Below are 25662 nucleotides of genomic sequence, written 5' to 3'. Positions count from 1 at the left end.
GATACCGATGAGCGACAGTATGGAATTTTGGGCAGCGACCTTGCGGGCGCAATGGGGTCTGGACACCCGGCTGTCTCGGCTGGACGGCGAATATGATCTGAACTTTTCGGTGCCGGCCACGAACGGGCAGGACTATGTGCTCAAGGTTATGCGTGCCGGGTGCGAGCCCGAGCTCGTCGACCTGCAGGTCAAAGCGCTTGAGCATCTCGCCGCCGAAGCGCCGGGCCTGCCATTTCCCAAGGTCATTCCCGATCTGCACGGAGCGGTGTTGCCGGAAATTCCCGACGAGACAGGCGCGCCCCGGCTAGTTTGGCTGCTCGAACGATTGCCGGGCCAGTGTTACGCCAAGACGGCGCCCAAGAGCGAAGAACTGATCCTGAAGCTTGGGCGCGTGTTGGGGGCAACCGACCGGGCTTTGGAACAGTTCAAACACGATGGTTTGGCGCGGAAAGAGTTCAAATGGGATCTGATGCAGGCGGGTTGGATCGCGGACGAATTGGACGTAATCACCGACCCGGCTCGGCATGCCTTGTTGACCGAGATCACCAGCGGCTATGACGCCATCGCAGATCGGCTGTCGACCCTACCGAAACAGGCTATCCACAACGATGCAAATGATTACAACATATTGGTGGATGGCGAATTGGGTCAGCGTCAATCCGTGTCCGGTCTGATTGATTTGGGCGACATGTGCGCGGCTCCGCGGATATGTGACCTCGCCATTGCCGGGGCCTATATCTGCCTGGATCATCCTAAACCCGAACGCGCCTTGACCGCTCTGGTACGCGGGTATCACGCCGCCAACCGCCTGCGCGCCGAAGAGATTGAATTGATCTGGCCGCTGGTCCAAATGCGCCTGGCGGTGTCTGTTGTGAACTCGACCCTCATGGCCATCGCAAACCCCAACGACCCTTACGTGACGATCAGTCAGGCTCCTGCGTGGCGCTTTCTTAAAAACACGTCGGTCAATGGTGACTTGATGCCAGCGCGCCTGCGCGCGGCCTGCGGCCTGCCGGTTACGGACGGGGCCGAACGGGTTCTGGCATATTTGTCCGAGCATCGTGGCCACTTTGCCCAGATGTTTGAACAGGACCTGAGCGATGCACCGATGGGGTCCCTGTCGGTTGAAAACTCGGTCTGGCCGCAAAACCCGTTCCATATGCCTTTGGACGAGGCCGCGCGGGTCGGGGAAGAGTTCGAGGACGGCCTCTGGCTGGGCTACTACAACGAACCGCGCCTGATCTACGCCGAGCCGGGGTTTCGCAAAGGCCCGTGGAAAGCGTCGGACCGGCGGACGGTGCATCTGGCCGTGGACGTCTTTGCACCGGCCGGCACCATACTGCACGCCCCGATGAGCGGACGGGTTGAAGCCGTCGAAAACCGCGACCGCCATCTCGACTATGGCGGCGTCGTAATCCTGCATCACGAAACACCCGACGGGGATCCGTTTTATACGCTTTACGGCCATCTCGATCCCGAGGTGTGTAAGCGCCTCAAACCCGGCGACCCGGTCGCGCAAGGCGCGGCCTTTGCCCGTCTTGGGGATGCCAGCCAGAATGGCGGCTGGGCGCCGCATGTGCATTTCCAGCTGGCACTGACCACTGACGGAATGCAGGCTGACTGGCCCGGCGTTGGTGACCCGGACGAGATGTTCCTGTGGCATGCGATATGTCCCAACCCCGCCGCCTTGTTGAACCTGCCGGATGACAAAGTGTTTTATCGCCCGACAGACAAGCAGGCCATCCTGCAGGGGCGCCATGACCATTTCGGCGGCAACCTGTCGCTGACCTATGACGATCCGGTCATGCTGGTGCGCGGCTGGAAGCACCACCTGTTCGATGAATGCGGGCGCCCGTATCTGGATGCCTACAACAACGTCCCGCATGTGGGCCATGCGCATCCGCGCATTCAGGCCGTCGCGGCGGATCAGCTAAAGCGGATGAATTCCAACACCCGTTATCTGCACCCGGCACAAACTGCCTTTGCCGATAAGGTCCTGTCGAAACTGCCTGGCAATTTCGAGGTCTGCTACTTCGTTAACTCCGGCACCGAGGCAAATGAACTCGCCCTGCGTCTGGCGCGTGCGCATACCGGGGCCAAGGGGATCGTGACACCGGATCATGGGTATCACGGCAACACTAATGAAGCGGTTGCGATCTCGGCCTACAAATTCAACAAACCCGGTGGTGTCGGGCAGGCAGACTGGGTCGAACTGGTCGAAGTTGCCGATGACTATCGCGGGTCGTTCAAACGTGATGATCCAAACCGGGCACAAAAATTCGCAGACCTCGTCGACCCTGCAATTGCAGCCTTGCAGAGCCGCGGCCAGGGGCTCGCAGGCTTTATCGCCGAGACCTTTCCCTCGGTCGGAGGTCAGATTGTTCCACCCACGGGCTATCTGTCGGCAGTTTATGAGAAAATCCGGGCTGCAGGCGGTGTTTGCATCGCGGATGAAGTGCAGACGGGTCTTGGGCGGCTGGGTGACTACTATTTCGGGTTCGAACACCAGGGCGCTGTGCCGGATATTGTCGTGATGGGCAAACCCATCGGCAACGGGCACCCGCTGGGCGTCGTCGTCACGACCAAAGCAATTGCCGAAAGCTTTGACAACGGGATCGAATTCTTTTCGACCTTTGGCGGTTCAACCCTGTCCTGCCGGATCGGCAAGGAGGTGCTGGACATCGTCGATGACGAAGGCCTGCAGGAAAACGCGCGGCTCATGGGTGCGCGGTTGATGGACGGGTTGCGCCAGATCGGATCCGATTTTGCAAGCGTCGGGGACGTACGCGGCATGGGGCTCTTTGTCGGCGTTGAACTGATCAATCCGGACGGGTCCGAAGGCACGGGGATTTGCAGATATGTCAAGAACCGGATGCGCGATCATCGCATTCTGATCGGCAGCGAAGGTCCAAAGGACAACATTCTGAAAATCCGTCCGCCGCTGACCATCGAGGCGGACGATGTGGACATGATCCTGTGGGCACTGCGCGATGTTCTTTCGGAAATAGGAGATAACGCGCCAGAACCGACCAGCGACCATCAGCACAGCCACCACGCGGGTTGCGGATGCTGCTAAAATAAGAAAACCCCGGCTTGCGCCGGGGTTTTGCCGTTCGACAAAAAGAGATTTAGTGCAAAACGGCCGAGGGAGCTTTATGGCCGGTCGTCGGCAGGGGTGCGGTTGCCGTCATGCGCCGAAGGGCCAGGCCAAGTTCTTCAGACAACGAAGCCAAAGCTGGGGCAAAATCCGGTCGCACGATCAAGGACGCTATCATCATCGCATCCTCGCGCGCGCCCTCGGACGCGGCCCCGATCATCTGGGCAAAACAATTCTCGTCCGCACCAAGACAGGCGCATCCCAAGCCGTGCCGCACCAATGGCCTCCGCCCGTGGTTGGCACACAAGGAACACAAACGGTCCAAGGTCAGCATCACTGCCCTGCCCTGATCCATGCCCAGAGCGATGTCAAAATCGCTGGCGGCGTCTGCGCGACCCTGCGGGCCTTCGCCCCACAGGCGCAGATACATCACTGCACCGGCTTCGACCGGGTTGAGATCGGACAGGCGGCCCACTGCAGCCCCGCCCCGAACGGACGGCGACTTCATTTTGTCAGGATCAATTTGCCCGCGCGGGTGATGCGCAAGGTGTACAACTGGTCACCCAGTTCAATATGGGCCAGATTGCCGCCCTTTGTCAGATCTTCGGCTTTGTGCGACGGCAGCATCGACACGGCATAAGATTGGCTTGAATTCGGGGTCTGCGCGTTCATCGGGAACTCCAGAGTTTTTCAGGCAAACGGCTTTTTCTGTTCGCGTTTTTAGTGATCTGGCTGACCCGTACGTGGGCTGGCTTGCGGCTCTGGCGCTTAATCTGATTATTTTAGTAAGGTATGTCAAGCCTCGGTTTTGTCATTCTAAAAACGGGCGCAATTGCGCTGCATTTCTGCACACGCTAGGAGTGGGAAAACACACTATACAGGCAGGTTTTCCATGCGCGCAGCGGTTGTATTCGATCTGGACGGGACATTGGTGGACAGCATCGGCGATATTGCAAATGCCGCAAACCGGATGCTGAACGAAATCGGAACAGACCCGCTGCCACTGAATGTGATCCAGCGATTCGTTGGCAACGGGTTGCCCAAACTTGTCGAACGCGTGATGGGACATTGCGATTTGCCGATGGCGCGGCACGCCGAGCTCACGCGGATCACGCTGGCGCAGTACAACGCGGCGGCGAGCGAGACGACCCGGCCGTATCCCGGCATACCAGAAGCTTTGACGCAACTGAGGGACATGGGGTGCGTCCTTGGTGTCTGCACCAACAAACCCGAGGCCCCGGCGCGGCATATTCTGGAAGCGATGGATCTGACCCAGCACTTTGACGCTGTGCTAGGTGGAGACACTCTACCGACGCGCAAACCGGATCCCGTGCATCTGCATTCAAGCTTCAACGCTTTATCAGACGAGGGCCCGCGTCTGTTTGTTGGGGACAGCGAGGTGGACGCGGAAACATCTCAGCGCGCGCAGATACCCTTTTTGCTGTTCAGTGGCGGATACAGAAAGACGCCGCTGGAGCAGATTCCCCACACAATCAGCTACGATGCTGCCAGTGAATTACCGGCTTTGGTGACACAGATGGTGAAGCAAATGGAACAGCATGTCTGAGCACTGCGCCAAGTTTGGCCCTTGAAACCGCAGTATTGAACCTGTTTTGGGAACCCCAAAAATTATTGAGGGGCCGGCCGAGGGGGTGGTGACCAGCCCCTCATCGGGGAAAGTGGTATGGCCGCGAGCGACCGTGTGGTTAATCAATGTCTACCGATTCTATTAGATTGGCGAAATTGGGGGATTCCCGTAGATCGCAAAATTTCCTGCCAGCACGCTGTTCAAAAGTTGGCTTTGCGCAAAACAATTGCGTAGCGTTCCTGAAGCTCTTGTGCGGATAGAACCGGCTTCAGCACATTACGCCCAAAAAAGAACCAGAGAGGGATTGAGGAATGGGAGCGCCACGCAGAGAGAACTATTTGTTTTCGCTGCCCATTCTACAAGGAATCCTGCCATTTGACCGCGCGAGGTTACCGGCGGAAATCCTGGCGGGCGTCACCTTTGCCTGCCTCGCGATCCCCGAGGTTATGGGCTACACAAAGATCGCGGGAACACCGGTGATCACGGGTCTGTACACGATCCTGTTACCGATGACCCTGTTTGCCCTGTTTGGGTCTTCAAGGCATCTCGTCGTCGGGGCCGACTCGGCAACGGCGGCGATCACGGCGTCAGCCCTAGCGGGCATGGCTGTTACGGGATCTTCCGAGTATATGGCCCTGGCCTCCCTGCTCGCCCTGATGGCCGCAGTCCTGTTGATTGCGGCACGCACAATTGGGCTTGGGTTTCTGGCGGATTTTTTGTCCCGAACGGTGCTGGTCGGGTTCCTGACCGGTGTCGGCATTCAGGTCGCTACCGGCGAGATCCCAGGGATGCTCGGCGTCGACGTTACGGGTCATGACACGCTCGCCAAGCTGCAGGGGCTTGCCCAGAACCTGTCACAGGCCAATTGGCCAACAGTTGGCGTGTCCGCCGGCATCCTGTGCATCGTTCTTGGCTGTAGCCGCCTGTCCAACAAAGTGCCGGGCCCCTTGATCGCCATCGTGGGTGTCATCCTGTGCAGTTGGGCATTCCAATTCGATGCGGTCGGAATTTCGCTGCTGGGCGCGGTCCCCAGCGGACTGCCCTCGTTTTCCATACCGGACGTCCAATGGAGCTGGACCCTGTTCAAGCAGTTGCTACCCACAGCCCTGTCTATATTTGTTGTGATTCTCGCACAAAGCGCGGCAACATCCCGGGCCTATGCAGCCCGATACGAGGAAAAGTTCAACGAGAATACAGACCTTGTTGGACTTGGGCTGGCAAACCTTGGCGCGGCGTTTACCGGCACGTTCGTAGTGAATGGCAGCCCAACCAAGACCGAGATGGTCGCCAGTGCCGGCGGACGCAGCCAGATTGCGCAACTGACCACTGTTGTGATCGTTCTGGTCGTCATCCTGTTTTTGACCGGTCCTTTGGCCTATATGCCCAACGCCGCGCTGTCTGCGGTTGTGTTCCTGATTGGCGTCAAGCTGATCGATGTGAAAGGTCTGGCAACGATCTTCAGGCAGGCGCGTTCGGAGTTCTGGGTCGCGGTTGCCACAGCCACCGTCGTCGTTGTTATTGGTGTCGAGCAGGGCATCATCTTTGCAATGGTCCTATCGCTTGTCGATCACACCCGCCGCGGTTACCGGCCCAAGAATTCGGTCATCGTAAAAACCGACACAGGCGGCTGGCACTCCAAGGCGTTGTCGGCGCCGAACCAGTTCGAACCGGGTTTGGTGATCTATCGGTTTTCCCACGGCATGTATTACGCAAACACCCAAAGATTTACCGATGAGGTCACCGCAATTGTGCGCACCTCGGACCAAAAACCGGAGTGGTTCTGCATCGACGCCTCGGCCATCGACGTTGTCGATTTCACCGCCGGATTCACACTGCGCAGTATGATCGATTATTTGCGCGCGAAGGAAATCCGGCTGGTATTTACGCTGGTTGAGCCAGAAGTGAAGGCGGAGCTTGATCGGTATGGCGTCACAGAGCTGGTCGGTGAACAGGCGTTTTTTGACAGCGGAAACAGCCTGCTAGAGGCCTATCGCGATCGCTCGCGCATATAGCCTGCGACACCGGACATCGTAGATCGGCACAAATGCTAAGTGCTCCGGATCAAAACCCTACTCACCCTGATAGTATTTTGCCTTGGACATCTTGCCGATCCCCGGGTTGAACGAATTGGTCGGGTCGCAGCTTTTGTAATGCGCCGCCAGATCCGGTTTGGCTTGGTATAGGTGTCCGACATTGTGTTCGGCCGGGTACTCCGCGCCGCGCTCATCCAGAATCTTGAGCATCGCAGCCTTGATCGCCTTGGGATCACACCCCTTCTTGACGATGTAATCCTGGTGCATCACGTGACACATCAGGTGGCCGTAGTAGACCTTGCCCGCCAGCTGGTCGGTGATTTCGGAGGGCAGTGTTTCGAACCAATCCCGGTCATTGCGTCGCAGCGCAATATCCAGCGCCAGAATCTCTTCGACTTCACCGGCGTGGACATGGCCATATCGCACAGCAGCACCAGCAGCGGCAAAGCGATGCAGCCCTGCGATCTTGGCCTCGCGCGGTGTGCAGGCGAGGAATTCGGCATCCCGGTCTTGGAAGAAATCGGGAAGGAACGCGGCTGCCTCTTCAATACCGCCGTCATGCATTTTCAGGATCAGATGGTGCTCATATTTGTCGCGATACTCATACAGGAACTTTGGCAGATGTTCCGGCCAAAGCTTGGCGGCAATCTGCATGAACTTGTCGGTGAATCCCCGGGTCAATGCGAATTTGTTCAAGCGTGAGTCTACCGCACCTTTCAGGGCAAAAAACATCGGCAGCCGATCGGTTCCCAGCTTGTCGATCATCACCAAGGTATCCTTGCCGTATTTGGCGGCAATGTCGAAACACTCACGATGTACGTATTCGGCCGAAACCGGCAGGGTCTCAAAGTCTTTCAGGATATGACGTCGCAGTTCGGTCAGGTCGGCGGGGTCGTTTGTTCCGATGTAGAAGACCTGCTCGCGGTCATAGGTCGGGAAGGTGTCGAGCCGCACCGCGAAAACTGCCAGCTTGCCGGCGCATCCGGACACCTCATACAGCAACCGGTCATCGTTGTTGTACCGCGAGGGTGTGTCCGCATCGATATCGCGCAGGATCGTGGTGTAGTCCGGGTCCGAGGCGTGGCGCCCCTTGGGTGTGGCGGCGTTCTTGTCAAAATCCCCAGCTTCCAGCCGCGTCAAGATTTCTTCCGGCGTGTCGCCCAAATCCAGCCCAAGGTTGTTCACCAGTTTCAAATCGCCATTCGCGGTGATCTGCGCAAATAACGCAAGCTCGGTATAGCTTGGGCCGCGCTCGCAAAGCGCCCCTCCGGAATTGTTGCAGACCCCACCTAGGATCGAGGCGCCGATAGTCGAGGACCCAATCACCGAATGGGGCGTGCGACCCAGTGGCCGCAATTGCCGTTCCAGCTCAAACAGCGACGCCCCCGGTAAGCTGAGTGCCTGTTTCCCGTCCTGTAAGAGATACAAGGCATCCATTCTGCTGACATTGATCAGGACAACGTCGCGGTCGTACCCTCCCTTGGGGGTCGACCCCTCGGTCAAGCCGGTATTTGAGGCCTGCATGATGACGATTTTGTCGACTGCAACGCAAGCTTGCAGAACCTTCCATTGCTCCAACAGGGTGCCGGGTTGGACGACGCACAACGCCGCGCCCTCACCCGAGCGGAACCCCCGTCGGAACCGTTCGGTTGCCCGTTCGCCGGTTAACACATGTCGCGATCCAACAATGGACCGGAAGGTTTTTATTAGTGCGTCATTGTTCAAAACGGCCTCCGTCACCGCTCTTTAATAGGCCACCGACGGCAGCCATGTGGCAAGTGTCGGCCACAAGAAGACTAGTGCCAGACCGGTTAGCTGCAACAGCACAAAAGGGATGATTCCCTTGTAGATATGCGTCAGCCTGATCTCGGGCGGGCAGACACCTTTGAGATAAAACAGTGCGAAACCCACGGGCGGCGTCAGGAAACTGGTTTGCAATGTGACCGCAACAAGGATCACGAACCAAACCAGCGCTGGTTCGTCCAATACTCCAAAGCCGGGGATGTCGATGCCAAGCCCGTTTACGATAGGGCGCATCAGCGGCAGCACGATCAGGGTAATCTCGATCCAGTCGAGTACGAACCCCAGCAGAAATACGATGAACAGGATGAAGATGACGGTGCCACTGGCACCAAAGCCCGTCGACTGCACCACATGCTCGATCAGTTCATCGCCGCCCAATTCACGCAGGACATATGAAAATACCGTCGCGCCAAGGAAAATCGCAAAAATGTAAGCTGTCGTGTTGAAGGTCGACACCAGCACGTTCCAGATCTTTTGGAACGTCAGCTTGCGATACCCCAATGCCAGCAGTGTCGCGCCCAAGGCCCCAATACCCGAGGCTTCGGTCGGCGTCGTCAATCCGGCAAAGATCGAACCCAGAACGGCCAGGATCAGCATCAGGGTTGGGATCACGGCAACCAGCACATCCTTGACGGCGACCCAGTCCGGGGCCTTGGCGCCCTCGGGCACCGGCGCCGCGTCGCGCTTCACCAGCGCGAGGATGAAGATGTAAGTCAAATACAGGCCGCCGATGATGACACCGGGAAAGACGGCGGCCATGAACAGATCACCCACCGACAGGGCCATCTGGTCGGCCATGATTACCAGCATGATCGAGGGTGGGATCAGAATGCCCAATGTGCCCGAGGCCGAGACCACACCCGCCGCCAGCGTCGGCTGATACTTCTGTTGCATCATAGACGGCAGCGACAACACGCCCAGAAGCACAACCGAGGCACCAATGATCCCGGTCGAGGCCGCCAGAATGATCCCGATCAGCGTCACGGTGATCGCCAGACCACCCCGCACGGTGCCAAAGAGACGTTGCATCGAGGACATCAGACGCTCGGCCACGCCGCTTTCGTCCAGCATCAGCCCCATAAAGATGAACATCGGCAGTGCGACCAGAACCGCGTTGGACATGGTCGCATAGACCCGGTTCACAACGGCACCAAGCGTCAGATAGTCCAGTCCGGTAAAGGTGCTTTCAAGCCCCGTCCACAACATCAGATCGTTGTCGAACAGATAGGCCAGCCCGCAATAGGCCACGCCAACACCGGCCAGCACCCAGGCCACCGGATAACCAGTGAACAGCAGCGCAATGAAGGTGAAGAACATCGCGATGACCAGCTTTTCCTCGGTTGTTTCAACCAGAAAAGTCAGCGCTACGCAGACCGCAGCAAACACTAAGAGCACCAGCAGGATACGGCGCAACGATCCGCCCTGACGCTCGGACACCGGCCCGTAGAGCAGCGCGTGAGCGTCGTGGATCAACCGCGCCAGCGCCGCAAGTGCAAGCAGCACAAAGCTGATCGGGATCACCGCTTTGAATGCCCAGCGCGCAGGCAGGCCGGTTGGGCTGTCAGAGCGTTCGTTGACCCGCAGGCTTTCATAGAAATAATCAAATCCCTGATCGATCATCAGATAGATAAACGGCGTCAGCAGGGTCAGAATGCCGATCACCTCGATGATCCGCTGCGCCCGGCGCGAAAGCTGCATGTGCAGCACGTCAACGCGCACGTGGCTGTCCGTGATCAGCGCATAAGAAATGCCGATCATCGTGACGATTCCGTAGAAATGCCACTGGATCTCGTCCAGCTTGGGATAGTTCTGACTGAGTAAGTAGCGCAGCGACACCTGACTGAAGATCGCAGCGATCAAAAGGATGTTGGCCCACATGACCACATGCCCGATGGCCTTGACGCTCGTGTCGATGGCGACCGCGATTTTTTGACGGTCGGTCTCGGGGTGTTCCAGGATGCCTTCATAGGCTTCAACCGGATCAGTGATATTCTTTTGCGTGGCCATGGTCATTCCTCGCTCAGCAGTCCGGCGTGCGGACAGGGACAGGTGAGACTGTCCGAAAATCAGGGAATAAGGACCGGAGCGGCGGAAACAGCCGCCCCGGTGTCGTCAGCACGGGAGGTTACTGACGTGGGAGAAACGCGTTGGTTTTCCAAAGGTCATAGCCGTCACGGAATTCATTCATGTCGGTCAGAACCTGCGCGAAGAACGCATCGTTTGCCGCTTCTTCGGCGGCAACCTCTTCCCAGGTTGCGCGGAACGTATCGAGCATCTCGGGCGACCACTGCTTGAGCGTGACGCCGTTGTTCTCAACATTGTCGATCAGCGCTGCATGCTGGATCGCTTCGCCTTCGGCAAAGCTGTCGGCCATCGACGCCTTGCAGGCACTTTCAATGATTGCCTTGTGCTGGTCGCTGGTTTCGTTCCAGACATCCTTGTTGATCATCAGTTCGAACACGGTCGCCTGCTGGTGCCAGCCGGGGAAGTAGTTGAACTTGACCAACTTATGGAAGCCCAGACGCGCATCGATGGCAGGCATCGAGAACTCGGTTGCGTCAATCGCACCCTTTTCCAGCGCGGGGAAAATCTCACCACCGGGCAACAGTGACGTGGCCACGCCCAGTTTCTGCATGACTTTGCCACCGAGACCAAAGAACCGCATTTTCAGGCCCTGAAGATCGTCGGGAGAGTTGATTTCGGACGCAAACCAGCCCGACGTTTCCGGTGCGATGATGGCGCACGGCAGAACGTGGACGTTATAGCCTGCCTGATCGTACATCTCCTGATACAGAGACATGCCGTTTCCGTAATAGAGTCACGCCATGTATTCACCAGCTTCGGGGCCAAACGGGACCGCCGAGAACAGCGGGGCCGCAGGGATTTTACCTGCCCAATAACCGGCTGTTGTGTAACCCGAGTTGATCTTGCCCGTGGACACTGCGTCCAGAATTTCGAATGGCGGGACAAGTTTACCGGGTTCGTACACTTTCATTTTCAGCGTGCCGCCCGACATCAGATCAAGTTGTTCGGCCACACGCGGGATCGGTGAGCCGAGACCTGGCAATTCGGTCGAGAATGCGATGGGGGTTTTCAGCAGCAACTTGTCTGCCGCCACAGCAGGTGCGCCAAGCAGGCTGGCAGCAACGGCCAGGCTCGTCAGGGTCTTCTTCATTAAATCTCCTCCAGAGTATGCCGGAACATGGGTTCCGATCCGTGGCGCCGGTTTTCCAGCGCCGCTCCGGTGGTAAACTAACTTTACCATTATAAACCAGTCAACAATTTTATTTATCACTGGCCCTACAAGACGCCACAGCATCAAATTGATAGGTGAGTTAACCAACACCCCAAGTAAGGGTGCAATCGAGCAACATGTTTGCAAAAAGTGGCGCACAAACAAACGACTGGGCTCGGCCCCCGCTGTCCTTGATGGCAGTTGAATTTTCGCCAGACATGGTTATATTTATTTACCAGTAATTGCGCATATCAGCTTGAAGCAAGGCGGACTCTCATGAGCACCACAGCGATATTTGAACCGGTCGGGCACGAATCGCTGGCCGAAGCTGTAGTGGCTCAAATCGAAGATCTGGTTGCGTCAGGTATCCTCAAACAGGGGCGTAAACTTCCGTCCGAGCGTGACCTGGCCGAGATGCTGCGTGTCTCGCGCCCAAAGCTGCGCGAAGCGCTGTCTGTTCTGGAAGAACGTGGCCTTGTCACGACCCAGCACGGAGAGGGTACGTTTGTTGCCGCGCTGACCGGACAGGCCATGATGCCCGCACTTCTGGCATTGTATGAAAGACACGAACCCGCGTTTTTCGACTATCTCGAATACCGACGCGAGCAGGAAGGGTTTGCGGCGCGCCTTGCGGCCCGCCGGGCAACAAAGGCAGATAAAGAACGCATTGCCGAAATCCTCGCGGACAATGAACGTGCCTGGCAGGACGGGGATGCTCAAGCCTCGCATGAAGCCGATTTTGCCTTGCACTCTGCTATCGTGGATGCCAGCCAAAACGCGACACTGATCCACATGATGGCCTCAATCTACGAGCTCACCCGCAAAGGCGTGTTCTATAATCGCGATTTCCTGAGAACGGTTGACGGCACTGGAGAAAAACTGTTGCAGCAGCATCTGGAGCTTGGCCAGGCGGTGATTGACGGCGACGAAGCGCGCGCCGAGAAGGCAGCGACCGATCATATCGACTTTGTTGAGACATCGTTCAAAATCGGGATTGAGCAGCGCCGCCGCGAAACCATGGCCGAAAAGCGCCGACTCCTGTCCAGATAACATCCGCGTCGGCAGTAGCGGCGGCACCCGGAGTGGATGCCGCCGGTGTTTTTAATAGGCAACCGAAGGCAGCCACGTGGCAATCTGCGGGAACAGGATCACCAAGGCCAGCCCGGTCAACTGCAGCAGGATGAAGGGCACCACGCCCTTATAGATGTCCTGCAGTCGAATTTCCGGTGGGCAGACCCCTTTGAGGTAGAACAGGGAAAAGCCCACAGGTGGTGACAAGAAGCTGGTCTGCAGTGTCACCGCAACAAGGATGACGAACCAGATCAGTTCCGGGTTATCCAGTCCAAAGCCCGGCACAGTCATCTGCATGGCAACAATGATCGGCGCCACAAGTGGCAGGATGATCAGTGTGATTTCGATCCAGTCCAGAACAAAGCCCAGCAGGAACACGATCAGCAGGATAAAGAGGATGGTCCCCATTTCACTCAGGCCCATGCCTTCGATTGTCTTGGTGATCAACTGATCTCCGCCCAACTCGCGCAGAACAAAGGCAAAGCAGGTCGCGCCAAGGAAGATCGCAAAGATATACGCGGTCGTTTTGAACGTATTCCGCGTCACTTCGAACAGGTTGCGCCAGTTCAGCTTGCCATAGGCAAACGCCATCAGTGTTGCGCCTGCGGCACCGACACCGGATGCTTCCGTGGGTGTGGCGATACCTGCAAAGATGGACCCGAGTACGGCAAAGATCAGGGCGACAGGCGGCAGAACGGCTTTGAAGACGTCCCAGATCGCTGCCCAATCGACCTTTTTTGCGTCCTCCGGCAAGGGTGCGACCTCTCTGTTGATGGTCGCGATGATCACGATGTAGAGGATGTAGAGCCCGCCGATGATCAACCCCGGAAACAGCGCCGCCATGAACAGGTCACCAACCGATAGGGCCATCTGATCGGCCATGATCACCAACATGATCGAAGGCGGGATCAGAATACCCAATGTTCCAGACGATGCGATGACGCCCGCCGCCAGTGTCTTGGAATAGTTCTGTTTCATCATGGCAGGCATCGACAGCAGACCCAGCAGAACCACAGACGCACCAACGATGCCGGTCGAGGCGGCAAGGATGATTCCGATTGCGGTGACGGTGATCGCGAGCCCCCCGCGCATGGTCCCGAACAGTTTCTGCATCGACGTCATCAGGCGTTGTGCAACACCGGACTCGTCCAGCATCAACCCCATGAAGATGAACATCGGCAGGGCCACCAGAACCGCATTCGACATGGTCGCATACACACGGTTCACCACCGCGCCCAGCGTCAGGTAATCCAGTCCGGTGAATGTGGCCTCCATGCCGGTCCACAACAGCATGTCATTGTCGCCCATATAGGCAACGCCCGTGAACAGGACGCCGACGCCTGCCAAGACCCAGGCGACGGGATAGCCCGAGAACAAAAGCGCGACAAAACTCATGAACATCACGATGACCAGCGTGTCTTCGGGCGTTTCGACCAGTTGGATCAGGCCGATTGTGATTGTGGCAAAGATCGCCCACATCAGGAGCAGGCGCATAAGGCCGGAACTGGCGGCGCGCTCATCGGCGTCGGTGGCCAACATGTAAGCATCATGGATCAGACGCGCGATAGCCGCGGTTGCCACCAGCACAAAGCTGATCGCGATCACCGACTTCAAGGCCCAGCGCGCTGGCAGACCTGTCGGGCTGTCGGAACGTTCGTTTACGCGGAAACTGTCCTGAAAATAGTCGTATCCCTGATCAATCATCAGCCAACAGAACGGCAAAAGGAGGATCGTAATCCCCAGCATTTCAACCACACGCTTGGCGCGGCTCGAGAACCCGAGACGCAAGATATCAACGCGTACATGCGCGTCATGTGTCAGCGCGTAGGACATCCCGATCATGGTGGTCAGCGCATAAAGATGCCACTGCAACTCATCGAGTTTCGGGAAATTCCAGTCCAGGGCATATCGCATGCTGACCTGCGACACGATGGCGACAACCAGTGCAACATTGGCCCACATGACAACGTGGCCAACGCCGGACACGATGTCATCCAATCGGGCCGACAGCTTTGGGCGACGACGGTCATCGCCTTCAACCTCGTCCCAATGCGGGTCGACATGCTTGTTTAGTTTGTTTTCGAAACTCTCGCTCACCACTTTATTCCCCCCTGAGCTGGGGCCCCTCCCTATGGGGCATTTGAGGGGCCCGGACAGTGTCGCCCGGGCCCCACATCTTGATTACTGCCGCGGCAGGAATGCGTGCGATTTCCACAGCGAATAGCCTTCGCTGAATTCATTCAGGTTCGAGTAGACCTTGTTGAAGAACGCATCGTTGGCGGCTTCTTCAGCGGCGACCTCTTCCCAGGTGGTCCGGAAGATATCCAGCATCTCTGGGGTCCAGTCGACGATGGTCACGCCGTTTTCTTCCACGTTGCGCTGCATGGCTTCGAACTGGATCGCTTCGCCTTCGGCAAAGCTCTCGGTCATTTGCGCCCGGCAGGTCAGTTCGATCTGCGCCTGCAGTTGCGGGTTCAGCTCGTTCCACTCATCCTTGTTGATCAGCAACTCAAAGATGGTGGCCTGCTGGTGCCAGCCCGGGAAGTAGTTGTACTTCACCAGCTTGTCGAAACCCAGACGCTGGTCGATGGCAGGCATCGAGAATTCGGTTGCATCAATCGCGCCTTTTTCCAGGGCGGGGAAGATTTCGCCACCCGGCAGCAGCGACGTGGCAACGCCCAGCTTCTGCATCACCTTGCCGCCCAGACCGAAGAACCGCATCTTCAGACCGTCAAGCTGTTCGACCGAGGTGATTTCTTCTGCAAACCAGCCCGAGGTTTCGGGGGCGATGATCGTGCAGGGGAAGACTTTGACGTTATAGCCGGCCTGATCATACATTTCCTGATACAGGTCCAACCCGTCGCCATAATACATCCAGGCCATGTATTCGCCCGCCTCAGGACCAAAGGGCACTGCTGAGAACAGGGGCGCAGCCGGGATCTTTCCCGCCCAATACCCGGCGGTGGCAAAGCCCGAATTGATCTTGCCGGTCGACACCGCGTCCAGAATCTCAAAGGCCGGAACCAGTTTGCCGGGCTCATAGACTCTCATCTTAATCGACCCGCCGGAAATGGCCTCAAGATCTTCGGACACGCGGACAATGGGCGTGCCGAGGCCCGGCAATTCCGTTGAAAACGCAACAGGTGTTTTCAACAGTATTCTGTCGGCGGCCAGCGCGGGCGCTGCCGCAAGGGCAACTGCTGCGGTTAGGGTTGCTAGTTTTTTCATGTCTGTTTCCTCCGATTGGACATGGGGTTTTGCTCAAACGAGCGGATTGGACGAACTGCCGGTTCTGTCAGAGCCGGCGGTATTTCGGATCGTCTGAATTCTGTGGCAGTGCTGGCGCGACGCCTTGAGGGTCAGAGCACTTGCACCGCCGCCGAAGAAACCCTGCAGGGCGAGGCCCTGAGCCCCTGCATCAAGCACAACCTCTCTGATCGCCGACACGATGATCGGCGTCTCCAAGGGTGTCATGGTGTCTCCTCCTATTGCTCTTTTGAAAAGAGCGCTTTTACTGACTCATCAGGTGGCGCGGGGCCTCCTCTCCGCACGCGGCTCCAATGGAAAGACTGTGTTCGGGTTCAGTTCCAAATCCCGATTGAGCAGGTCTTTGGCGCGAGTTCGTGCGTTAAAATCGGCCTTGCGATGTTTGACATGATGACCTCCCTCCGGTTTTGGCAGACGCTCAAAGCGTTGCGCGCTGCGCCTGCCCGCTTTCGTCTGCCAGCTGTGCGGCAACAGACGCGACGGCAAGATCCTGCAACCCGACCCCGGTTCCGTCGAACAGGGTTATTTGATCCGCACTGGTCCGGCCCGCGTGATCGCCGTTGATGACAGCGCCGATTGGCGTGATGGCGTCTTCGCGCAGACTGCCATCGGTGATTGCGTGCTGTGCTTCGCCAATAGAGATGGACTGAGCAACTTCGTCGGTGAAAACAGTGGCCGAGGAAACCAGCGCCGCGTCGACCTCCTGCTTACCCTTGGTGTCTGTGCCCATGCAGGCCAGATGCGTCCCAGGCTTGATCCAGTCTTTCATCAACAGCGGCTCAAAGGCCGAGGTGATGGTAATGATGACATCCGCCTGTGCCCCAAGTTCCTGCTGGCTGACCGCCTCGAACTCAAGACCGATTTCATTCGCCACCTCGCCCAGAAGCGGCAGCATGTCGGGATGCGGGTTCCAAGCGACCACTTTCTCAAAGTCCCGCTGTTCCGCAGCAGCGCGCAGCTGGAACGCGGATTGATGGCCTGCACCCACCATGCCCAGCACCCGTGAGTCCGCGCGCGACAGATGTGCAATCGACACGGCAGACGAGGCCGCCGTCCTTACGGCGGTCAGATAATTTCCACCAACCAGGGCGGCGAGTTTGCCGGTGTCGGGATCAAACAAAAACACGGTGGACTGGTGATTGGTCAGCCCCTTATCCATGTTGCCTGGCCAGTAGCCACCGGATTTCACCCCAAGCACCTGACCCGCCCGATCAAAGCCGGATTTGAACCCATAGAGCGCGTCTGCATATCCGATCGACTCACGAATAACCGGAAAATTGTAAGCGTCTCCGCGCGCCATGGCAGCAAACACGGCTTCAACGGCGTCAAATGCGGCGCCGCGACCGACCAGTTTCTGACACAGGTCTTCTCCGACGATCAGCAGCCCGTTTTCAGATGTATCTTTCATGACCTTTTCTCCGGTGAAAGTGGATTCAATCCGGGCGGCAAGGGGGAGGACCTGCCGCCCGGATCAAATGGAGCGTGTTTCAGAATGCCTTGCCGCGTGCAGAGACCTGCCACAGGGTTTCGACTTTGCCGTTGCGCACGCCCACATACCAATCGTGCACGTTTGCAGTCGGGTCACAGTGACCGGGCACCAGACGCAGTTTGTCATTGACCTTGAGGACACCGTCCGGATCGGCCACAACGCCGTGCTCGTCCGAGCATTTGACGTATTCAACATCCGTGCGTCCGAAGATCACCGGCAAGCCGCTGTCTACCGACTGCGCCTTGAGCCCTGCATCGACGATGGCCTTGTCGGCCTTGGCGTGGCTCATGACACTGGTGAGGATGAAGAACGCGTTCTCCCACTCGCCGCGGTCGATCCGGTTGCCATCCTTGTCGAGGATGCGGCCATAATCGGCGTCCATGAAAGCGTAGGAACCGCATTGCAGTTCGTTGTACACGCCTGATGTGCTTTCAAAATAGTAGGATCCGGTGCCGCCACCGCCGACGATGTCGCACTCAAGGCCTTCGGCCTTCAGCCCGTCCACGGCGTCTTTCACTTGTTCTACGGCGATGTCGATCTTGGCTTTGCGATCGTCATAGTGGTCCATGTGCTGCATGGCGCCTTGGTAGGCCTGAATGCCCGCAAACTTCACCCCCGGGGCCGCATCAATTGCCTTGGCGATGGCGACAACCTCGGGCGTTGTCGTCACGCCGCAGCGCCCGGCGCCGCAGTCGATCTCGACCAGGCATTCGATCTGGGTCCCGTGCCGCTGTGCAGCCTCGGACAGGTCCGCCACGTTGTCGATATCATCGACGCAGCAGATTGTCCGCGCGCCCAACTTGGGCATACGCGCCAGACGGTCGATCTTGGCCGGATCGCGAACCTGGTTCGACACCAGAACATCCTTGATGCCGCCACGGGCAAACACTTCGGCCTCCGAGACCTTTTGGCAGCACACGCCGCAGGCACCGCCCAGATCGACCTGCAACTGGGCCACGTCAACAGATTTGTGCATCTTGCCATGCACCCGGTGGCGCATGCCGTGGGCCTTGGCATAGTCGCCCATTTTCTTGATGTTGCGCTCCAGCGCATCGAGGTCCAGCACCAGCGACGGTGTCTGGATATCGGCCTCGTCCATGCCGATGGCGGCAGGAATGTCGAACCCGACTTCAAGCTGATCGATGTTTACAGGCTTGTTCATTTTCTTCCTCCTCAGCCCTTGATCCAGGGCAGTTTGTCCAAATCCACGTTGCCGCCGGTGATCACCACGCCGACGCGCTTGCCCTTGAAGGCTTCGGGGTTCTTCAGAATGGTGGCCAAAGGCACCGCGCAGCTGGGCTCCATCACGATGCGCAGGTATTTCCAGGTCGTCTTCATGGCATCGATGATTTCCTGTTCGCTGGCCGTGTAAATGTCGGTCACGAAGTGGGACACGAAATGCCAGGTGTTCTCCTTCAGCGGCACCTTCAGACCATCGGCGATGGTCTCAGGCGCGTCATCTGCGATGATGTGACCGGCCTTGAAGCTGCGATAGGCGTCGTCCGCCTGCTCGGGTTCGGCCGCATAGATCTGCACCTCAGGTGCCAGATTGGACAAGGTCAGGCAGGTGCCCGAGATCATGCCGCCGCCACCGATGGGCGCCACAACCGCATCCAACCCGTCGGTCTGTTCCAGTAGCTCCGCCGAACAGGTCGCCTGACCGGCAATCACCCGCGGGTCGTTGTAGGGATGCACGAACTCGCCACCCGATTTTGCCTGCACCTCGGCAAACACCGCCTCACGTGAGGTGGTCGATGGCTCACATTCGGTGATGATCCCGCCATACCGACGCACCGCGTCTTTCTTGGCCTGTGGTGCGGTGCGCGGCATCACCACATTGCACGGGATACCGCGCCGCCCGGCTGCGTAGCTGAGGCTGAGGGCGTGATTGCCCGAAGAGTGAGTGGCGACGCCTCGTTTCGCAGCATCTTCATCGAGACCGAATACGGCGTTACAGGCACCGCGCACTTTGAAGGCCCCGGCTTCTTGAAAGTTTTCGCATTTGAAGAACAGCTGCGCTCCGGTCAGCTCGTCGAGATAAGCCGAGCGCAGCACCGGCGTGCGGTTGATATGCGGCCTGATCCGGTCATGCGCCTCGCGCATATCGGCAAGGGTCAGGCGGTCGACGGTGGTCATCGCGTCCAGCATCGGGTCTCTCCCTCCTTATGCTGCGGATTGCATGGGGGTGGCGCTGCCGGCGCGGAAGTATTCCTGCGCCGCTGCAACACCGCTGCCCAACTCGATCGGGTAGTCGAGATCGGCCATCGCCATCTCGATTGTAGCCAGGCCAGACAACACCATCACATCCGTTAGGCTGCCAAGGTGGCCGATGCGGAACGCCTTGCCATTCATCTCGCCGAGACCGATGCCGAAGCTGACACCATAAGCGCTGAACGCGTGATCCGTGAGTGCATTGCTGTCAAAGCCGTCCGGCACATAAATCGCGCTGACCGTGTCGGAATAGAGATCCGGCGCCTGCGCCACCAAGTTCAGCCCCCAGGCAGACGTGGCTTTGCGCACGCCCTCGGCCAGGCGGAAATGGCGGGCATAGACATTGTCCAGGCCTTCCTCGAACAGCATCTTTAGGCTTTCGCGCATGCCATAGATCAGCTGCAAGGGCGGGGTATATGGAAACCCGCCAGAGGCATTGGCTGTCATCATGTCGCGAAAGTCGAAGAAGGTGCGGGGCAGCTTTGCGCTCTCCATCGTCGCCAGCGCCTTGGGGCTGACACAGAGGATCGCCATGCCGGTTGCCAGCATGAACCCCTTCTGCGATCCGGACACGGCGATATCCACGCCCCATTTGTCGAACTCGAACGGCATCGAGGCTAGGGAGCTGACGCAATCGACAAACAGCATCGCGGGGTGATTGCTGGCGTCCATGGCCTTACGGACCGCCGCAATATCCGACCGTACGCCGGTAGCGGTCTCGTTATGGGTGGTCAGAACGGCCTTGATTTCGCGATCTTTGTCAGCCGCAAGAACCTCGGCAAACTTGTCCGCCGGTGCACCGCTGCCCCATGGGCAATCGATGATACGAACATCCAGACCGTGGCGCTGGCAAAGATCGATCCAGCGATGGCTGAACATGCCATAGCGAGCAATGAGCACGGCATCGCCCGGGCTGAGTGTGTTTGTGACAGAGGCTTCCCACCCGCCGGTTCCGCTCGCAGGAAAAGTGATGATCGTTCCGTGAGTGGTTGCAAAAACCTTTTTGGTATCCTCAAGAACCGGCGCAAATGTTTCGACAAAATCGGGTGCGCGGTGATCCTGGGTCTGGACCTGCATGGCCAGACGCAAGCGATCAGGAATATTCGTTGGCCCTGGAATAAAGACCGGGTTTTGCTGTGACATCGTCTCTTCCTCCGATTTGGTAAAATTATCTTACCAGACAGAAGGTTTTGCAATTTTCTCGAAAATATTTTTTGCTGAGCGAAAAATGCGTCTAAGGCCTTGTAAAAGATGGTCGTCGGGGTTTTTCATTTTTTGCCGTAATTCTTGGCAAAATGGAAAAACATATCTCGCCGCCTAGTTTTTGCGCAGATTTTAGAGGAGGAAATGGCTTTGGAGAATCAGAAAAGAGCGCGCGGAAGACCCAAGTCACCGTTTAAGGAAAGCTCGGCCGGCACGTTGCAATCTTTGGACCGCGCTCTTGGCACCCTGAGTGCCGTCGCTAGGTTCGAGCGCAGCACGCTCAGCGACCTCAGCCGCGAAACCGGCATCCCCACAGCCACAACGCATCGGATACTAACCACCCTGTCCAACCGGGGTTATGTCAGCTTTGACGACGAGAGGCAGGAATGGATGATCGGCATCGAAGCATACAGAACGGGTGCGTCTTATCTGAAACGCAGCAGCGTTGTTGAGCTTGGCCGTCCCATCATGCGCAAGCTGATGCAGGAAACCGGTGAGACCGCCAATATGGCCATGCCGGACGGGGCCGATGTGGTGTTTGTCAGCCAGATCGAGACCAGTAACCCGATCCGGGCGTTTTTCCCACCGGGGTCCCGCACACCGATGTACGCCTCGGGCACTGGCAAGGCCTTGCTGGCGGCCATGCGACCCAGAGTGTTGGACAAAGCGCTGTCCGCGACCACGTTCGAAGCTTTCACGGAGCGCACCCACGCCAAGGTGGAAACGCTTTTGAGAGATCTCGATGCAATTCGCGAACGCGGATGGTCCTATGATGAAGAAGAACGCTATTCGGGCATGTCCTGTATCGGCGCGGCGATATATAACGAACAAAATGAACCCTGCGCAGGCGTATCAGTCTCGGGACCCACAGCGCGGTTCCGTAGCAGTGCAACGAACAGGGTTGGAGAATTGGTTGCAACGGCGGCAAAAGAAATCACTTTGGCAGTCGGCGGCCACCCACGATAAGGTTCGACGGTTGCATTCCCACAAACACTGCCGTCCTGTTCGGCAACGGCACGCCAAATCTCAACGAAACGGAGCACATCATGTCTGGTCATGGCTATGACGCCGGTCGCCTGAACCTGCCCTTTGTTGGCATTTCGACTTTTGGCAAGAAACCCTACGTGTCGGATTGGGATGCCATCGATGCGGATGTCGCCATCCTCGGCGCCCCGTTCGATTTTGGCTGTCAGTTCCGGCCCGGAGCACGCTTTGGCCCACGGGCCGTGCGCGAAGCTTCAACGCTGTTCACTTTTGGCCATGCCGGAGCTTATGACCACGAGGATGATGCAACATATCTGGGCGAAGACGTCCGCATTGTGGATATCGGAGATGCTGACATCGTCCACACCAAGACCAAAAAAAGCCACGACAACATCCAGTTCGGCGTCCAAAAGATACTGGATGCGGGCGCCATTCCCGTGATCATCGGCGGGGACCATTCCATCAACATCCCCTGCATCAATGCCTTCGCCGAGGACTGCGCCCAAAACGGCCCGATCCATGTTGTCCAGATCGACGCGCATCTGGATTTTGTCGATGAACGCCACGGCGTCACCCTGGGACATGGCAACCCCATGCGCCGGGCGATCGAAAAAGACTACGTCAGCGGGATGACACAACTTGGCATTCGCAACGTCTCCTCTACCGCGAAAGAGGGCTATGACGACGCCCGCAGCAGAGGATCGGACATCCTGTCGGTGCGGCAGGTGCGCAAGCTGGGGCCCGATGCGGTTTTGGAAAGAATTCCAAGTGGCGCCCGCTATTACGTGACCATCGACATCGATGCCTTCTGCCCCTCGATTGCGCCCGGTACCGGCACACCAAGCCATGGCGGGTTTCACTATTATGACGTTCTGGAAATCCTGCAGGGTCTGACCAAACGCGGTGATGTAGTGGGTATTGACCTGGTCGAGGTTGCGCCAGCCTACGATCCGACCGAAAGCACTCAGATTCTAGCAGCGCAACTGCTACTGAACTTTATTGGCTTCATCTTCCACAACAGAGAGTAGCGGCGCGTCCTGCGCTGGCCTGATTTGTTGGATCGAAGTCGCTCCAATCTGCGCCATAGCGATGTCCATTTCGTCGCTGAGTACTGACCAGAGTTGGTCCAGCCCGGCTTCGCCTTCGGCAGCAATTGCAAATTGCAGGCTGCGGCCAAAGAACACGAAATCGGCACCGTTCAACATCGCCTTCAACGCATCCTCGCCCGAGCGCAGACCGCTGTCGTAAAACACGGGAAAGTCTGCGCCAACCGCCGCACGGATTTTCGGCAGCATGGAAAAGGGTGCCGGTGCACTTTCCAATTGCCTTGCCCCGTGACTGGACACCTGAATTGCATCAACACCGGCAGCTTTCAATGCCACGGCATCTTCGGTGTCCAGAACACCTTTGACAACCAGCTTGCCGGTCCACTGCTCCCGCAGTCGTGCAAGCGTGTCCCATGTTGCCTTGGCTCGGCTTTCGGTTCGGTCGAACTCGTAGCCATCCATCAAGAAGTTTGCGATCTGGGGTTTGCCATGAAACAGAGTGTTCAGCGACCAGCGCGGATGCAGAGCGAAATCCAGAAATTGCCATGGGCCAATTCGGAACGGCATGCGGAACCCATGCCGCAATTCGCGCGGACGCCGACCCACCTCGGGCACATCCACAGTCAGAACCAGCGTTTGGTATCCCGCGGCCCGGGCGCGGGCCACAAGTTTGACCGTCCCTGAACCATCGCCGCTGAAGTAAAGCTGGAACCACGCGTTGCCTTGCGCCGTTTCGATCAGCTTTTCCATCGGGGTCGAAGCAACGGTGGACACCCCCAACGGCACCGAATACCGGGCCGCCAGGCGCGCCAGCATCAGATCAGCGCCCGGTGCGGACAGGTTGCACATACCCATTGGGGCAATACCAAAGGGACGTTTTGTAACCTGCCCGAAGACCGCGCTGGCCAGAGACCGCTCACTGACGTTCCGCAGAATACGAGGCCGCAGCGTCATATCCTCCAACGCCGAACGATTGCGGTCAGCTCCGGTTTCGGCCCCGGCCGCGCCGTCAATATAGTCGAACACCATCCACGGCAAACGCCGCCGCGCGAGGCGGCGGGCGTCTTCGGCGCAGTGGATGGCACTGTTTGGCATCAGGTCTGGACAGCTTTCATGAAGCGATCGCAGATCACGACCGGATCCATTGTGATCGGCGGCATCTTGGCATTGCCGCTTTCACATTTGCTGACGATAATCGTCATCTGCTTGGCGTCCAGAGACTCCTGCAGAACCCGGCCCGTGTCTTCGGCCTGACATTCGATCACGCGCTCACACCCGGCGGCCTCGGCCATTTTGGTCAGCGATGTCTTTTGCCCAGCATAGGTCGGCTGGTCTCCGGTCGAGCCATAAGAGCCATTGTCGATGATCAGCAGGATGTAGTTATCCGCCACGTTGTTTGCGATGGTGGGCAAGGTGCCCAGATTGGTCAGAACCGACCCGTCACCATCAATCGCGATCACCGGCTTTGGTTGCGTCAAGGCCAGACCCAGCCCGATGGACGAGGCCAGACCCATCGTGCCCAGCATGTAAAAATTTGTCGGCTGGTCATCGATGGCATGCAGTTCCTGGCTGGGAATGCCGATATTGCAAACGATAAGCTGGTCACGCAGGATCGGGGCGATTTCCTTCAGGATTTCAGAACGGATCATTGGTCGCCATAGCCTCCCCAGAAATTGGCGTCGGTCAGAATGGCGACCGGCTTGTTGCACATGAAGGTATATTTCAGGATTGCATCCAGCTCTGCGACATCTTCCTGATTATGGAAGTGATAGGTCGGGATATTCAGTTGCGCCAGCAGCGCCTTGGTGTGCACGGCCATTTCGACCTGACACGCGATGGGTTCGCGCAGTTCGCCGCGATATGAGATCAGCATGGGCAGCGGCATCCGATAATACTGAATCAGTGTTGCCAGAGTGTTGATGGTAACGCCGATTGCCGTGTTCTGCATGATGATCGCCGGGCGTTTGCCGCCCATCCACGCACCAGCGCACAGACCCATCCCCTCATCCTCTTTGTTCGATGGGATATGGTAAATGTCGTCATGGGCATCGATTGCTTCAATCACGCCCGCCAGCTGTTTGCATGGCACGGTGGTCACAAACGAGACATCGTTCGCAACCAGATCGTCGGTGATCTTTTTGTCTATGTTCATTTCCGATCAGTCAGTCCTTTATTGGGGCGCCCAAGGCGCGATGAAAGGTTCAGGCCCTGCGGTGCACGTGAACCGCACAGGGAGCGTGGCGGACGACGCGTGATGCGGTCGATCCTAGGAAGTAGTCGCTTAGGTCCGGCTTATGCGAGCCGATGACGATACAATCCACTGCATTGTCCGTCGCAAAGTCGATGATTGTTCTGGCCGTATGCCCTTTGACAATCTCAGGGTTCACACCATCAAGGCCCTCCACTTTTTCCAGCAATTGTCGCCGCGCGCGTTCGTACGCTTCGGCGACAGCAGATTTGTCGAGGTAAGCACTGACCGAGCCTTGCGGCATTTCGTAAACATGCAACGCAATGATCTCGGCTCCGTCCTCGGACAGGGCCCGAGCCACCTCGAGCGTGTGCTGTGAAATGCCGTGATCCAGAGCCATCGGGACAAGAACCTTTTTGTACATAATATGCCTCCATTGCTGCCGGG

General features: G+C 57.9%; 21 protein-coding genes and 1 pseudogene. 6 read left to right on the top strand and 16 right to left on the bottom strand.

Features of this window, described 5'->3' with window-relative positions; genetic code table 11:
* Positions 1-19 precede the first annotated feature (19 nt).
* Positions 20-3076 (top strand): aminotransferase class III-fold pyridoxal phosphate-dependent enzyme, encoded by a 3057-nt coding sequence (locus ACR3ES_RS07330; RefSeq protein ID WP_170428655.1) that lies wholly within the window; start codon positions 20-22, stop codon positions 3074-3076.
* Between the two features lie 52 nt (positions 3077-3128).
* Here ACR3ES_RS07330 and ACR3ES_RS07325 read toward each other — a convergent pair whose 3' ends face one another.
* Both ACR3ES_RS07325 and hemP read right to left on the bottom strand, forming a co-directional pair.
* Positions 3129-3605 (bottom strand): hypothetical protein, encoded by a 477-nt coding sequence (locus tag ACR3ES_RS07325; protein ID WP_170428653.1) that lies wholly within the window; start codon positions 3603-3605, stop codon positions 3129-3131.
* Positions 3602-3769 (bottom strand): hemin uptake protein HemP, encoded by a 168-nt coding sequence (gene hemP / locus ACR3ES_RS07320; RefSeq protein ID WP_170428651.1) that lies wholly within the window; start codon positions 3767-3769, stop codon positions 3602-3604. Before hemP ends, ACR3ES_RS07325 begins: the two co-directional genes overlap by 4 nt.
* Positions 3770-3989: 220 nt before the next feature.
* On the opposite strand from hemP, the gene gph reads away from it, so the two are divergent.
* Together gph and ACR3ES_RS07310 are read left to right on the top strand one after the other, a co-directional pair.
* Entirely contained in the window at positions 3990-4664 is a 675-nt protein-coding gene (gene gph, locus ACR3ES_RS07315) for a phosphoglycolate phosphatase (RefSeq protein ID WP_170428648.1), read from the top strand.
* 332 nt (positions 4665-4996) lie between these two features.
* Positions 4997-6697 carry a SulP family inorganic anion transporter gene (locus tag ACR3ES_RS07310; RefSeq protein ID WP_170428645.1) on the top strand — a complete coding sequence of 567 codons (1701 nt, stop codon included), beginning with the start codon at positions 4997-4999 and terminating at the stop codon, positions 6695-6697.
* A gap of 57 nt (positions 6698-6754) precedes the next feature.
* Here ACR3ES_RS07310 and dld read toward each other — a convergent pair whose 3' ends face one another.
* The 3 genes and pseudogenes from dld to ACR3ES_RS07295 form a co-directional block, all read right to left on the bottom strand.
* The gene (gene dld, locus ACR3ES_RS07305; protein WP_170428643.1) at positions 6755-8443 is read right to left on the bottom strand and encodes a D-lactate dehydrogenase; all 1689 of its coding nucleotides are present in this window, start codon (positions 8441-8443) and stop codon (positions 6755-6757) included.
* A gap of 21 nt (positions 8444-8464) precedes the next feature.
* On the bottom strand, positions 8465-10528 hold the full coding sequence (locus ACR3ES_RS07300) for a TRAP transporter large permease subunit (protein ID WP_170428640.1): 2064 nt from the start codon (positions 10526-10528) through the stop codon (positions 8465-8467).
* Between the two features lie 118 nt (positions 10529-10646).
* A pseudogene (locus ACR3ES_RS07295) lies at positions 10647-11696 on the bottom strand (TRAP transporter substrate-binding protein).
* A gap of 336 nt (positions 11697-12032) precedes the next feature.
* On the opposite strand from ACR3ES_RS07295, the gene ACR3ES_RS07290 reads away from it, so the two are divergent.
* Positions 12033-12806, top strand: a complete 774-nt coding sequence (locus ACR3ES_RS07290; RefSeq protein ID WP_170428634.1) for a FadR/GntR family transcriptional regulator — start codon at positions 12033-12035, stop codon at positions 12804-12806.
* A gap of 51 nt (positions 12807-12857) precedes the next feature.
* Here ACR3ES_RS07290 and ACR3ES_RS07285 read toward each other — a convergent pair whose 3' ends face one another.
* The 7 genes from ACR3ES_RS07285 to bhcA all read right to left on the bottom strand — a co-directional run bounded on the left by ACR3ES_RS07285 (position 12858) and on the right by bhcA (position 20937).
* A complete protein-coding gene (locus tag ACR3ES_RS07285; protein WP_480425123.1) occupies positions 12858-14924 on the bottom strand; it encodes a TRAP transporter large permease subunit in 2067 nt (688 codons plus the stop codon).
* An 84-nt stretch (positions 14925-15008) separates the two neighbouring features.
* Positions 15009-16055 (bottom strand): TRAP transporter substrate-binding protein, encoded by a 1047-nt coding sequence (locus tag ACR3ES_RS07280; protein WP_170428631.1) that lies wholly within the window; start codon positions 16053-16055, stop codon positions 15009-15011.
* A 33-nt stretch (positions 16056-16088) separates the two neighbouring features.
* On the bottom strand, positions 16089-16301 hold the full coding sequence (locus ACR3ES_RS07275) for a hypothetical protein (RefSeq protein WP_170428629.1): 213 nt from the start codon (positions 16299-16301) through the stop codon (positions 16089-16091).
* A gap of 211 nt (positions 16302-16512) precedes the next feature.
* Positions 16513-17502, bottom strand: a complete 990-nt coding sequence (gene bhcD, locus ACR3ES_RS07270) for an iminosuccinate reductase BhcD (protein ID WP_170428626.1) — start codon at positions 17500-17502, stop codon at positions 16513-16515.
* A 79-nt stretch (positions 17503-17581) separates the two neighbouring features.
* Complete coding sequence (gene bhcC / locus ACR3ES_RS07265; RefSeq protein WP_480425122.1) at positions 17582-18745, bottom strand: 3-hydroxy-D-aspartate aldolase BhcC; 1164 nt, start codon at positions 18743-18745, stop codon at positions 17582-17584.
* A gap of 11 nt (positions 18746-18756) precedes the next feature.
* Positions 18757-19731, bottom strand: a complete 975-nt coding sequence (gene bhcB, locus ACR3ES_RS07260) for a beta-hydroxyaspartate dehydratase BhcB (RefSeq protein WP_170428620.1) — start codon at positions 19729-19731, stop codon at positions 18757-18759.
* Between the two features lie 15 nt (positions 19732-19746).
* Positions 19747-20937: an L-aspartate--glyoxylate aminotransferase BhcA gene (gene bhcA, locus ACR3ES_RS07255; RefSeq protein WP_480425120.1), complete on the bottom strand. Its 1191-nt coding sequence runs from the start codon at positions 20935-20937 to the stop codon at positions 19747-19749.
* A gap of 285 nt (positions 20938-21222) precedes the next feature.
* On the opposite strand from bhcA, the gene ACR3ES_RS07250 reads away from it, so the two are divergent.
* Both ACR3ES_RS07250 and speB read left to right on the top strand, forming a co-directional pair.
* Positions 21223-21963: an IclR family transcriptional regulator gene (locus tag ACR3ES_RS07250; RefSeq protein ID WP_480634706.1), complete on the top strand. Its 741-nt coding sequence runs from the start codon at positions 21223-21225 to the stop codon at positions 21961-21963.
* Positions 21964-22043: 80 nt separating this feature from the next.
* Complete coding sequence (gene speB, locus ACR3ES_RS07245; protein WP_170428617.1) at positions 22044-23009, top strand: agmatinase; 966 nt, start codon at positions 22044-22046, stop codon at positions 23007-23009.
* Here the strand turns inward: speB and ACR3ES_RS07240 are convergent.
* Genes ACR3ES_RS07240 through ACR3ES_RS07225 form a run of 4 tightly spaced genes read right to left on the bottom strand, consistent with a single transcriptional unit; the run spans position 22968 to position 25639 of the window.
* Positions 22968-24122, bottom strand: a complete 1155-nt coding sequence (locus ACR3ES_RS07240; RefSeq protein WP_170428614.1) for an alpha-hydroxy acid oxidase — start codon at positions 24120-24122, stop codon at positions 22968-22970. The two genes, speB and ACR3ES_RS07240, sit on opposite strands and share 42 nt — an antisense overlap.
* Positions 24122-24676, bottom strand: coding sequence for a sulfopyruvate decarboxylase subunit beta (comE, locus tag ACR3ES_RS07235; RefSeq protein ID WP_170428611.1), 555 nt, complete (start codon positions 24674-24676; stop codon positions 24122-24124). Before comE ends, ACR3ES_RS07240 begins: the two co-directional genes overlap by 1 nt.
* Positions 24673-25179 carry a sulfopyruvate decarboxylase subunit alpha gene (gene comD / locus ACR3ES_RS07230; protein ID WP_170428608.1) on the bottom strand — a complete coding sequence of 169 codons (507 nt, stop codon included), beginning with the start codon at positions 25177-25179 and terminating at the stop codon, positions 24673-24675. The genes comE and comD overlap by 4 nt, the downstream gene beginning before the upstream one ends.
* Positions 25180-25228: 49 nt before the next feature.
* Positions 25229-25639: a universal stress protein gene (locus ACR3ES_RS07225; RefSeq protein WP_170428605.1), complete on the bottom strand. Its 411-nt coding sequence runs from the start codon at positions 25637-25639 to the stop codon at positions 25229-25231.
* Between the last annotated feature and the right edge of the window lie 23 nt (positions 25640-25662).

This window comes from Ruegeria sp. B1 (assembly GCF_056535885.1).
The sequence above is the reverse complement of the archived record's forward strand: the minus strand, read 5'-3'. Positions and strand labels throughout refer to the sequence as shown.